We start from the raw sequence: 12,375 nt of genomic DNA on the forward strand, positions 1-12,375 counted from the left end.
ACCACCACCAGCCGTCATGAGCCAATCCCTGTCCGATCGCTGTCTCGCCCTTGCCGGCGTCTTCCAGTCCGCCCTGCTGGTACGCGAGTACGCCCACAACGGCCGCGCCGACAGTGCCGAGCGCGAAACCCTGATACGCAGCCTGCTGATCACCGACCCGGCCAGCACCGCCGAGGTCTACGGCGGCGTCGAACCGCTGCGGCGCGGGCTGGAGGGCCTGATCCAGCGCCTCGGCGGCGGCCGCGGCGCCGCGCCGGAGATGGAAACCACACGCTACGCCATCGCCCTGCTGCATCTCGCTCACAAGCTGCAGCGCCGTCGGGATCTGATGGATATCCTGGCCGAGGGCATTACCCAGGCCAAACACCAGGCAGAGTATTTTTCCCCCGCCCACGAGAACGTGATCGCCGCGCTGGCCGATCTGTATCAGCAGACCGTGAGCACCCTCACACCGCGCATCATGGTTCAGGGCGAGGCCGCTGTGCTGGGCAACCCTGACAACCAGAACTGGATCCGCGCCCTGCTGCTGGCCGGGATTCGTTCCGCCGTGCTGTGGGAACAGTCCGGCGGCCGGCGCTGGCAGCTGCTGGTACGGCGCAAGGCGCTGCTGCAGGCGGCACGTTCGCTGCTGGAGACCACCGGCACCGCCGTCTAGGCCACAGAGGCAACGGGACGGTAGCGGATGCGATTGCGGCCGTCGTGTTTGGCCTGGTAGAGGTACTTGTCGGCGACGGAAATCAGGCTGTCCAGATTGGGATGTTCAACATCGCGCTCGGCAACTCCGAAGCTGGCAGTGACCGTGATGATGTCATCACCCCACCGCAGGCGGACGGCCTCGATGGCCTGACGCAGCCGCTCCGCCAGCGCAGCCGCTTCCTCCAGCCCGGTTTCGGGCAGCAGCAGGATGAACTCCTCCCCACCCCAGCGCGCCGCCACGTCCTGTTGACGGATGGTGTCGATGATCACCTCCGCCACCGTGATCAACACCTTGTCGCCGTAGGCATGGCCATAGCTGTCGTTGATGCGCTTGAAGCAGTCGATATCCAGCAGCACCACGGCCAGCGGATGCCCCTGGCGATGGGCGATATTCCAGACGGGCCGGGCCTCGTCGGTGAAGGCACGACGGTTTTTCATCCCGGTCAGCGGGTCCTGCCGCGCCAGCTGCTCGGCCAGCAGACGTTCGGACTGGCCGACCCGGAACTGATAGGTCAGTGCCAGCGCCAGCAGGGTGGCATCCAGCAGCATGCCGATATCGACGGCGCGGTAGGTCCAGACACTGGTGGGAATGTAGCCCCAGACCGCCAGTGCCGTGGTTGCCGCGCCGGCCATGGCCGCGACCGCCGCCAGCAGGAAGTAACGGGCCGCGCGCATGCCGCCGCGTACGGCCAGCAGGCCCAGCGACAGCATGATCAGGGTGAACAGGGTGACAAAGCTGAACGCCACCAGCAGGGCGAAATACTGGCTGCTGAACAGCGCGGCCAGCCCCAGCAGCCCGACGCCGGCGCCGATATAGGCCAGCACCGCGCGATGCACACGCGGAAAGTTGCAGCGCGTCTCCAGGAAGCTCAGGGCGAAGGCCAGCCCCGCCACTCCGTAGAGCACCATCAGCACCGGATTGGACCACTGCGCCCAGCCCGGGCTGTCCGGCCACAGCCAGCGGAAACCGTGTCCGGTATAGGCGATGTTCATCAGCAGGAATGCGCCCAGATAGAGCGAGTACAGGCCATAGCGCGGCACGCCCAGACCGGCATAGAGCATCAGGTTGTAGATCAGCAGCGCCAGCAGAAAACCGTACAACACTCCATAGCTGTACTGCTGCAGCGTGGCATGGCTGCGGGCCTGCTCGGGCGCGTGCAGGTACAGCGGTATCAGCATCGGGTCCGGGGTCTGCACCCTGATGAAGACCTCTGACCTGCCCGGGACGAAACTGTGCTGGAATACGAAATGGCGACTGTCCACACTGCGATGCGCAAACGGCAGACTGTCGCCCGCCTGATCCATCGCCAGGGTCCGGCCATCCTGGCGGACATAGAATTCGACCCGATCCAGCCAGGTGGTCTCCACCGACAACTGCCGTCGCAACGGTTCGCCGGTGTCGTTGACCACCCTGAAATGCAGCCACACCGGCCGCGCGCCGATGCCGTAGTTCAGGATCGGGGCAGCAGCGGGCCTGAAGCTGTCCGCAGCGAGCGCCGCAACCGCCTGCTGCAGTACCAGCCGGTCACCGGTTTCCTGGTAATAGCTGACGGAGGCGCCGATCGGCCCCTCGTGGACAGCCGTCAGTGACAGCGGCGCAGCGGCCGGCGCCAGGCCGGGGATCAGGGTCAGCAGCAGGGCGAAATACCGCAGCCACGGCCATGGCCGAACCCGCCGGGCAGGGTTGCGCTCGTGCGCCCGCGGCCCTGCGTCGCGTGGCGCGGCATCGTAATCATTCATCTGCGTCATTGATGGGGGTGGTAACGTCGGTCAGTTTCCCTGGCGGGCGCCCGTTCAATCATAGCGGCGGAGGCCCCGGCAGCTTGACCGACAGGGATCGCGTTAGGCACGCATATAATAATAACCAATCACATTAATTTTGCTCTGTATCATACTGTTGTTAAATATATTATTTAACCCTTACTTTCGAGATCCACAGGCATGTCGTTGTTTCGGCTTGCATTTCCGACTACTCAGCCGGCGCCAAATCCGACATAATGGCGCGCTTGCCGGAAACCCGTTTTCCCCCGGCCCGGCTTCGCCCCCGAATCAGAACCAGACAGGAGTCAGCATGGCCAACAGCTTCGGCGCCCGCGCCTCCCTCACCGTCGGCGACAACACCCTCGAGATCTACCGGCTGGACGCCCTCGAGGACCGCTTTTCCGTCTCCCGCCTGCCCTTCTCGCTGAAGATCCTGCTGGAGAACCTGCTGCGCTTCGAGGACGACAAGACCGTCAGCGCCGCCGATATCGAGGCCCTGGCCCAGTGGAATCCACAGGCCGAGCCCGAGCGCGAGATCGCCTACCGCCCGGCCCGGGTGCTGATGCAGGACTTCACCGGTGTGCCCGCCGTGGTGGATCTGGCCGCCATGCGCGACGCCATGCAGGCCCTGGGCGGCGACCCGGACAAGATCAACCCGCTGCAGCCGGCGGAGCTGGTCATCGACCACTCGGTGCAGATCGATGCCTTCGGCAACAAGGACGCCATGGACATCAACGCCAGGCTGGAGTATCAGCGCAACCGCGAACGCTACAGCTTCCTCAAGTGGGGCCAGAAGGCCTTCTCCAACTTCAAGGTGGTGCCGCCGGACACCGGCATCGTGCACCAGGTGAACATCGAATACCTGGCCCGCGTCGTCTTCGCCAAGGACAACGACGGCGTGCTGCAGGCCTACCCCGACACCCTGGTCGGCACCGACTCCCACACCACCATGGTCAACGGTCTGGGCGTGCTGGGCTGGGGCGTGGGCGGCATCGAGGCCGAGGCCGCCATGCTGGGCCAGCCGGTGTCCATGCTGATCCCGCAGGTGGTGGGCTTCAAACTGACCGGCGCCCTGCCCGAGGGCGCGACCGCCACCGACCTGGTGCTGACCGTGGTCGAGATGCTGCGCCGCCACGGCGTGGTGGGCAAGTTCGTCGAGTTCTACGGCGACGGCCTGCAGCACCTGTCGCTGGCCGACCGCGCCACCATCGCCAACATGGCCCCCGAGTACGGGGCGACCTGCGGCATCTTTCCCATCGATGAAGAAACCCTGAACTACCTGCGCCTGACCGGCCGCGACGACGACCAGGTCGCCCTGGTGGAGGCCTATGCCAGGGAACAGGGCATGTTCCACACCGCGGACACCCCGGATGCCGAATACAGTTCCACCCTGGAGCTGGACATGGGCACCGTGGTGCCCAGCATCGCCGGGCCCAAGCGGCCGCAGGACCGCATCGCGCTGACCGAGTCGAAGACAAAGTTCGAGCAGGCCCTGAAGCAGCTCCAGGAGGAGCGCAACCTCAGCAGCAGGCCGGCGAAGGGCAGCATCGACGGCCGCGAGTTCGAGCTCAACGACGGCTCGGTGGTGATCGCCTCCATCACCTCCTGCACCAACACCTCCAACCCCTCGGTCATGCTGGGCGCCGGCCTGGTGGCCAAGAAGGCGCTGGAGCGCGGCGTCACGGTCAAGCCCTGGGTGAAGACCTCGCTCGCCCCCGGCTCCCAGGTGGTCACCGAATACCTCAACCAGGCCGGGCTGATGGATGACCTGGAGGCGCTGGGCTTCCACGTCATCGGCTACGGCTGTGCGACCTGCATCGGCAACTCCGGGCCGCTGCCGGAGCCGGTCTCCAAGGCCATCGCCGAGGGTGATCTGTCGGTGTGCTCGGTGCTGTCCGGCAACCGCAACTTCGAGGGCCGGGTGCATGCCGAGGTGCGCATGAACTACCTGGCCTCGCCGCCGCTGGTGGTCGCCTACGCCATCGCCGGCACCATGGACATCGACCTGTTCAACGACCCCATCGCCACGGATAAGGACGGCAACCCGGTCACGTTGAAGGATCTCTGGCCCACCCAGAAGGAGATCAGCGACATCGTCGCCAGCAGCGTGAACCGCGACGAGTTCACCCAGGTCTACGACGACATCTACAAGGGCGAGGCACGCTGGGCCGAGCTGGCCTCCCCCGAGGGCCAGCTGTTCGGCTGGGACGACGACTCCACCTACATCCAGAAGCCGCCCTACTTCGAAGGCATGAGCAAGACGCCCGGCGAGGTGAAGGACATCCAGGGCGCCCGGGTGCTGGCCCTGCTGGGCGACTCGGTCACCACCGACCACATCTCGCCCGCCGGCGCCATCAAGGCCGACACCCCGGCCGGCAAGTTCCTGCTCGAGCACGGGGTGCAGCAGAGCGACTTCAACTCCCTGGGCTCGCGCCGCGGCAACCACGAGGTGATGATGCGCGGCACCTTCGCCAACATCCGCCTGCGCAACCTGCTTGCCCCCGGCACCGAGGGCGGCGTGACCATTCACGTGCCCAGCGGCGAGAAGATGTCCATCTATGACGCCGCCATGAAGTATCAGGCCGAGGGCACCCCCAGCCTGGTCATCGCCGGCAAGGAATACGGCTCCGGCTCCTCGCGCGACTGGGCCGCCAAGGGCCCCAGCCTGCTGGGCGTGCACGCCGTGCTGGCCGAGAGCTACGAGCGCATCCACCGCACCAACCTGGTGTGCATGGGCGTGCTGCCGCTGCAGTTCATGGACGGCGAGAACGTCGCCGCCCACGGCCTGACCGGCCACGAGACCTACAGCATCGAGGGCCTGGGCGACGGCTCGGCCAAGACCGTGACCGTGCGCGCGACCACCGAGGACGGCCACGAGAAGACCTTCACCGCCCGCGTACGCATCGACACCCCGCAGGAGGTCGAGTACTACCGCCACGGCGGCATCCTGCACTATGTGCTGCGCCAGCTGGCGGGGTGAGATAAACCCTTTACCCTTTAAACGCAGAGACGCGGAGACGCAGAGATCGCAAAGTTATAGAAATAGCCTGACTAACCTGGTACGTCATTCCGGCGCAGGCCGGAATCCAGTACCCGCGGCGGTTTCTGGATCCCGGCCTGCGCCGGGATGACGGGGATGGTTAAGGTGTTTATCACACTCCAGGGTTCTTTGCGTTCTCTGCGCCTCTGCGCCTCTGCGTTGAATATCTTCAATAGGTAAACAACCATGGACCTGACATCCCTCACCGCCGTCTCCCCCATCGACGGCCGCTACGGCCGCAGGACCGAGGCCCTGCGCCCCATCTTCAGCGAATACGGCCTGATCAAGCACCGGGTGCTGGTCGAGGTGCGCTGGCTGCAGGCCCTGGCCGCGCACCCGGCCATCGCGGAGGTCCCGCCCTTCGGCGAGCACGCCGACAATGTGCTCAACGGCATCGTCGACAACTTCAACGAGGAGGACGCGCAGCGGGTCAAGAACATCGAGCGCACCACCAACCACGACGTCAAGGCGGTGGAGTACTTTCTCAAGGAGAAGATCGCCGGCAACCAGGAACTGGAGGCGGTCAGCGAGTTCATCCACTTCGCCTGCACCTCCGAGGACATCAACAACCTGGCCTACGCCCTGATGCTGCGCGAGGGCCGCGCCCAGGTGCTGCTGCCGCAGCTGGACAGCGTCATCGACGCCATCGCCCGCCTGGCCGAGGCGCACGCCGGGGTGCCGATGCTCTCGCGCACCCACGGCCAGCCCGCCTCGCCCACCACCCTGGGCAAGGAGATGGCCAACGTGGTCCACCGCCTGCAGCGCCAGCGCGGCCAGCTCACCGCCGTGCCCATGCTGGGCAAGATCAACGGCGCGGTCGGCAACTACAACGCCCACTTGATCACCTACCCCGAGGTCGACTGGCCGGCCTTCGCCGAGGCCTTCATCACCAACAAACTCGGGCTGGACTGGAATCCTTACACCATCCAGATCGAGCCGCACGACTACATCGCCGAGCTGTTCGACGTGCTGGGCCGGATCAACACCATCCTGATCGACTTCGCCCGCGACGTCTGGGGCTACATCTCGCTGGGCTACTTCAAGCAGAAGACGGTCGCCGGCGAGGTGGGCTCCTCGACCATGCCGCACAAGGTCAACCCCATCGACTTCGAGAACGCCGAAGGCAACCTGGGGCTGGCCAACGCCATCTTCGACCACCTGGCCGCCAAGCTGCCCGTCTCGCGCTGGCAGCGCGACCTCACCGACTCCACCGTGCTGCGCAACCTGGGGGTGGGCATCGCCCACAGCGTGATCGCCTTCGATTCGCTTGGCCGCGGCATCGGCAAGCTGGAGGCCAACCCGACGCGCCTGGCCGAGGATCTGGATGCCACCTGGGAAGTCCTGGCCGAGGCCGTGCAGACCGTCATGCGCCGCTACGGCATCGAGAAGCCCTACGAGAAGCTCAAGGAACTCACCCGCGGCAAGGGCATCGACGCCGAATCCATGCAGGCTTTCATCGACAACCTCGACATCCCCGCCGAGGCGAAGGAGCGGCTGAAGTCTCTCACCCCTGCCACCTACACCGGCAACGCCGCCGAGCAGGCCCGAAACATCAGGTAGGTCGGGTCAGCCCGGTGGGCGTAACCCGACATCCCTCCGGCGACGTGTCGGGTTACGCTGCGCTAACCCGACCTACAATCGCCCGTTTTTCCTGCCGTTCCCAAATGCCCCCGATTCCGGCACCATATCCCCATGACCGACGCCGCCGCCCCCGAAACCGGCTTTCTCATCGCCCGCGCCGACTGGGAAACCGACGCCACCGCCATCCGCGCCATCCGCACGACCGTGTTCGTCGAGGAACAGGGTATCGATCCTGAACTGGAATTCGACGGCGCGGATCCACTCTGCGTCCATTACCTCGCCTACGCCATCGACGGCCGCCCCATCGCCACCGCGCGCATGGCCGCCGACGGCCGCATCGGCCGCATGGCCGTACTGCCCGACTACCGCAACCAGGGCGTGGGCAGTGCCCTGCTGTTGAGCCTGATCGAACTGGCCGGCGAGCATGAACTGGACGAGGTCTATGTGCACGCCCAGGCGAGCGCCGCCACCTTCTATCACCAGCACGGCTTCATCGCCACCGGCGAGCCGTTCGCGGAGGCCGGCATCACCCACTACAGCATGTCCCGTTTCTGCGAGACCTTCCCGACCCGCGAGGACGGGTAAAGACACCATGTCCGACTTCGCCGAAGCCCTTGCCAGCCTGAATCCCGAACTCGGTCAGACCGAAGGCGAGTTCACCCTCAGGACCCGAGACGACAACCGCCTGGCCGTGGACACCCTGCTCCCGCTGGCGCATCGACGCATCGAAATCTTCACCCGCGACCTCGACCCCCAGCTCTACGACCGCAGCCCCGTGATCGAGGCCATGGCGCAGTTCGCCCTGCGTCACCGCAACTGCCGCATCCGCATCCTCACCCACGACGCGGAGCCGGCCGTGAAGGCCGGCAACCGGCTGATCGAACTCTGCCGGCGCCTGAGCAGCTACGCCGAGATCCGCCGCAGCCACGAGGACTACCGCGAACGCAGCGACAGCTTCCTGCTGGTGGACGATTACGGTTTACTGGAACGCAAGCTCGCCAGCCGCTTCGAGGGTCGGGTGAGTTTCAAGCTGCCACTGGAGGTGCGCCGCCTGCGCAGCGAGTTCGACGAGATCTGGGAGCGCAGCAGCACCGATCCGGAACTGCGGCGGCTGCATCTTTAATTGTGCGGCCTCAGCGGCCCAGGGCGCGGGCGTGGTAGGCAAGGTGCTCGCCGATGAAGCTGGCGATGAAATGGTAGCTGTGATCATAGTCCGGCTGGCGCCGCAACCTGAGCGGAAAATCCCGCTCGGCACAGGCCTGCTCCAGTGCCTCGGGCAGCAGCTGCTCGGCCAGGAACTCATCGGCCGTACCCTGATCGATCAGCAGCTCGATCGGCTCGGCCCCGGCCCGGACCAGACAGGTGGCGTCATAGGCTTCCCAGTCCCGGCGGTCCTCGCCCAGGTAGGCACTGAAGCAGCCCTCGCCCCAGCCGCAGCGCACCGGGTGGCAGATGGGGGCGAAGGCGGAGACGGAGCGGTAGAGGCCGGGCTCGCGCAGGGCGCAGACCAGGGCCCCGTGCCCGCCCATGGAGTGGCCGCTGATGCTGCGCAGCCCCGGCACCAGCGGCAGCGCGCCCTCGACCAGGGCCGGCAGCTCGCGGGTGACGTAGTGGTACATCCGGTAGTGGCGCGACCAGGGTGCGCGGGTGGCATCGACGTAGAAGCCCGCGCCCTGCCCCAGATCGTAACGCTCCGGCGCGTCGGGCACCTCCTCGCCGCGCGGACTGGTGTCCGGAATCACCAGGGCAAGCCCCAGTTCGGCGGCATAGCGCTGGGCGCCGGCCTTGACCCGGAAGTTGTCGTCGGTGCAGGTCAGGCCCGACAGCCAGTACAGGCTGGGCACCGGGCCCTGCTCCGCCTGCGGCGGCAGGTAAACCGAGAAGGTCATCGGGCAGTTGCAGCTGGTGGAGTCGTGGCGATAGCGTTCCAGCCAGCCGCCTGACTCCTTCACGCGTTCGATGCGTTCCATGGTCAGCCCCTCAGAAGATGATGACCGAGCGGATGCTCTTGCCGGCATGCATCAGATCAAACGCGGTGTTGATCTCCTCCAGCGGCAGGGTGTGGGTGACCAGGCGATCGATTTCGATCCGGCCGTTCAGATACTGCTCGACATAGTCCGGCAGCTGACTGCGGCCCTTGACCCCGCCGAAGGCCGATCCCTTCCAGGTCCTGCCGGTTACCAGCTGAAACGGCCGGGTATGAATCTCCTGGCCGGCGCCGGCCACGCCGATGATGGTGGACACGCCCCAGCCCATGTGACAGCACTCCAGGGCCTCGCGCATCACCTCGACATTGCCGATGCACTCGAAGGAATAGTCCACCCCGCCGCCCGTCATCTCCACGATCGCCTCGGTGACGGTGGTGCCCAGCTCGGCCGGGTTGACGCAGTCCGTGGCCCCCAGGGCGCGGGCCATCTCGAACTTGTCCGGATTGACGTCGACGGCGATGATACGGTCGGCCTGGGCCATCACCGCACCCTGGATCACCGACAGGCCGATGCCGCCGAGGCCGAACACGGCCACGCTGGAACCCGGCTCGACCTGCGCGGTATTGCGCACGGCGCCGATGCCGGTGGTGATGCCGCAGCCAAGCAGGCATACCTTGTCCAGCGGCGCGGCGGGATTGACCTTGGCGAGCGCGATCTCCGGCACCACGGTATATTCCGAGAAGGTGGAGCAGCCCATGTAATGATAGATCGGCTTGCCCTTATGCGAGAAGCGCCGGGTATGGTCGGGCATGTAGCCGGTCCAGACGGTGGCGGCGATGGACTGGCAGAGATTGGTCTTGGGAGAACGGCAATACTCGCACTCCCCGCATTCAGGGATATACAGCGGTATGACGTGATCGCCGGGCTTGAGCCCCTTCACGCCCGGGCCGCATTCCACCACTTCGCAGCCACCCTCGTGGCCGAGCACACAGGGAAAGGCCCCCTCCGGATCCTCGCCCGACAGGGTGAAGGCATCGGTGTGACAGACCCCGGAGGCCACCACCTTGAGCAGGACCTCCCCCTCCTTCGGCCCCTCGACGTCGATTTCCTCGATGGACAGGGGCTGTCTGGGTGCCCAGGCGACCGCAGCGCGTGCTTTCATGGATTCAACCTCGGATGGTGGAAAACAAAGGTCGGATTGTTGCAGAAAACACCGTCGATTTCGACACCGCAGGACAACCCTGTACGGCCCCGGCGTCACGGGTGCGCAGGCACTGCAACGCTCCCTGTCCCCGCCCCGGGGTGATCGTGTATCCTGATCCCCTCAGGCAATCCATGCGACAGATACCATCATGACGCGCTGCCCAGGTTTCGTGTTTCCGCTGCTTCTCCTGCAGGGCATCCTGACCGGCGTACGCGCGACTGGTGGCATGCGCAACGGGAAGACGATGCAGGGCCCGGGACGATCCCGGTATCCGGGGTTTCTGCGCCGCCTTGGCAACCACAGTGATTGAAATCCCGGATAAGCCTCCCGCCCGCGGCGCATCGCGGGTGGAGACCGCCAACCCAGCCCCTGACAGCCAGCGCCGATGCCAAGCTTACTGACGTCCATCCCCGCCCTTGCCCTCGCCTTCGTCTTCCTCTGGAATTCCGGCTTCATCGGCGCCGAATACGGCCTGCCCGACGCCGGCACCTTCACCCTGCTGTTCTGGCGCTACACCGCCCTGACCCTGGCGCTGGCACTGTTTCTGGCCTGGCACCGGCGCCTGGAATGGCCCGGCATGGAGGCCGCGGGCCACGCCGCCCTGGTGGGCGCGCTGGCCCACGGCGTCTGGCTGGCCTGCGTACTGCTGTCACTGGAACAGGGTGTGCCCGCCGGCATCGTCGCCCTGGTGGTCGCCCTGCAGCCGCTGGCCACCGGTGCCTTCTCAGGACGGATGACCGGCGAGAGCACGAGTGCCCGGCAATGGGCCGGACTGATACTGGGATTCTGCGGGGTGGCGGTCGCCGTCGGCGCCCGCATCGACTGGAACGACAGCGGCTCCGTATTCGGCTACCTCATCCCGCTCGGCTCGGTGGCGGCCATTACCCTGGCCAGCCTGCTGCAGCGCCGGCGGGAGGTACTGGGCAGAGTGGTCATGCCGCTGGACCTGACCCTGTTCTACCAGAGCCTGGCAACAGCCCTGGCGCTCGCCCTGCCCGCCGTGGCCGTGGAACAGCTGGCGACCCACTGGACGCCGCGATTCCTGGCCACCATGGCCTGGCTCATCTTCGCCGTCTCCCTCGGCGCCTATGGCCTGATGTGGCTGCTGCTGGCACGGATTGACGCGGTACGCGTCGCCAGCCTGTTCTACCTGGGCCCGCCGGTCACCATGCTGATGGCCTGGATCGCGTTCGGGGATCGTTTGCTCGGGACCGATATCGCCGGTCTGATGATTGCGGCCGTGGGTGTGGTGCTGGTTCAGGGCGTTCGCCGACGCCCCGGTTGAGCTGAAGTCGGGGGCGCAGATGCCCCGGCTTCATATCGCCGCACGGAACCCCATGCCCGGGTGATTACTCAGACCGATCCTCCGGTTCCCGGTCCGGCGTCTTGTAGCCGTGGATCATGGCCGAGACCAGGCCGCTGCGCTCTTTGATCTCCGCCGCCACCACCGCCAGGATATGCAGGACTGCCGCACCGCTGAGCACGAAGAAGACCCATTCATGCAGCGTGATGTAGGGCTTACGGAAGGCGCGCATCGCCTCCCAGGCCGCCGGATCGACCAGCGTCTTGTCGCCCGGCACCAGCGTCGCCGGGTCCACACCCGCTGCGGCGACCCAGCCGGCGATCCAGCCGCCGAGCGGCGGATAATAAATATCGGTTCCGGCCAGTACCAGCCCCGTCACGCCCTGCACCGTCAACAGCACGAACAGCACCAGCACCATCAGGCGACCGAGCGGATTATGCCCCAGATAGCGACGCGGCTCACCGCCGGCCAGACTGCGCAGATATGCCCCGAGTTCGCTGAAATAGCCGCGCCCGAAGGGCAGGACAGCACCCCAGCGCGCATAACGGCTGCCGACGAATCCCCACAGATAGCGCCAGAGGAGATTCAGCACCATCACGTAGCCGACCCACACATGGAAGGTTTTGAGAAATACCTTGGCCTCGGCGGAAATACCCAGCGCCTTGCCGTTGTAGATGATCAGGCCGATGGCCAGGAGCAGCAGCACGCTGGTGAAGTTGACCCAGTGGAACACGCGCACGGAGCGGTCCCAGACGCGGTAGGTCTCGTTTTCTGACTGTGTCATTATGTTCGCCTCGGTTTACGGATCTGGAAACAGGATACCGCCTTCAGCTGAATTCAAACTGAAAGCAGACAGCTGAGG

At 66.0% G+C, this 12,375-nt stretch carries 10 protein-coding genes; 6 read left to right on the forward strand and 4 right to left on the reverse strand.

Annotation, left to right across the window (positions count from 1 at the left end):
- Window positions 1-16: 16 nt before the first annotated feature.
- Window positions 17-655, forward strand: a complete 639-nt coding sequence (gene hflD / locus CFK21_RS09705; RefSeq protein WP_096366472.1) for a high frequency lysogenization protein HflD — start codon at window positions 17-19, stop codon at window positions 653-655.
- Here the strand turns inward: hflD and CFK21_RS09710 are convergent.
- Window positions 652-2,436: a diguanylate cyclase gene (locus CFK21_RS09710; protein WP_096366473.1), complete on the reverse strand. Its 1,785-nt coding sequence runs from the start codon at window positions 2,434-2,436 to the stop codon at window positions 652-654. The two genes, hflD and CFK21_RS09710, sit on opposite strands and share 4 nt — an antisense overlap.
- 331 nt (window positions 2,437-2,767) lie before the next feature.
- Here CFK21_RS09710 and acnA point away from each other — a divergent pair, with 331 nt between their 5' ends.
- The 4 genes from acnA (at window position 2,768) to CFK21_RS09730 (ending at window position 8,201) form a co-directional block, all read left to right on the forward strand.
- On the forward strand, window positions 2,768-5,437 hold the full coding sequence (gene acnA, locus CFK21_RS09715) for an aconitate hydratase AcnA (protein ID WP_096366474.1): 2,670 nt from the start codon (window positions 2,768-2,770) through the stop codon (window positions 5,435-5,437).
- Window positions 5,438-5,683: 246 nt separating this feature from the next.
- Entirely contained in the window at window positions 5,684-7,057 is a 1,374-nt protein-coding gene (purB, locus tag CFK21_RS09720; RefSeq protein WP_096366475.1) for an adenylosuccinate lyase, read from the forward strand.
- 132 nt (window positions 7,058-7,189) lie between these two features.
- Window positions 7,190-7,663: a GNAT family N-acetyltransferase gene (locus tag CFK21_RS09725; protein ID WP_096366476.1), complete on the forward strand. Its 474-nt coding sequence runs from the start codon at window positions 7,190-7,192 to the stop codon at window positions 7,661-7,663.
- Window positions 7,664-7,670: 7 nt separating this feature from the next.
- Window positions 7,671-8,201 carry a DUF7931 domain-containing protein gene (locus tag CFK21_RS09730; protein ID WP_096366477.1) on the forward strand — a complete coding sequence of 177 codons (531 nt, stop codon included), beginning with the start codon at window positions 7,671-7,673 and terminating at the stop codon, window positions 8,199-8,201.
- Window positions 8,202-8,211: 10 nt separating this feature from the next.
- On the opposite strand, the gene fghA is transcribed toward CFK21_RS09730, so the two are convergent.
- Entirely contained in the window at window positions 8,212-9,048 is an 837-nt protein-coding gene (fghA, locus tag CFK21_RS09735) for an S-formylglutathione hydrolase (RefSeq protein WP_096366478.1), read from the reverse strand.
- A gap of 10 nt (window positions 9,049-9,058) precedes the next feature.
- Window positions 9,059-10,168 carry an S-(hydroxymethyl)glutathione dehydrogenase/class III alcohol dehydrogenase gene (locus CFK21_RS09740; protein WP_096366479.1) on the reverse strand — a complete coding sequence of 370 codons (1,110 nt, stop codon included), beginning with the start codon at window positions 10,166-10,168 and terminating at the stop codon, window positions 9,059-9,061.
- 427 nt (window positions 10,169-10,595) lie between these two features.
- Between CFK21_RS09740 and CFK21_RS09745 the strand changes: the two genes are divergently transcribed.
- Window positions 10,596-11,495 (forward strand): DMT family transporter, encoded by a 900-nt coding sequence (locus CFK21_RS09745; protein ID WP_096366480.1) that lies wholly within the window; start codon window positions 10,596-10,598, stop codon window positions 11,493-11,495.
- 64 nt (window positions 11,496-11,559) lie between these two features.
- Here CFK21_RS09745 and CFK21_RS09750 read toward each other — a convergent pair whose 3' ends face one another.
- A complete protein-coding gene (locus CFK21_RS09750) occupies window positions 11,560-12,297 on the reverse strand; it encodes a cytochrome b/b6 domain-containing protein (protein ID WP_096366481.1) in 738 nt (245 codons plus the stop codon).
- Between the last annotated feature and the right edge of the window lie 78 nt (window positions 12,298-12,375).

Source organism: Thiohalobacter thiocyanaticus, assembly GCF_002356355.1.
GTDB lineage: Bacteria > Pseudomonadota > Gammaproteobacteria > Thiohalobacterales > Thiohalobacteraceae > Thiohalobacter > Thiohalobacter thiocyanaticus_A.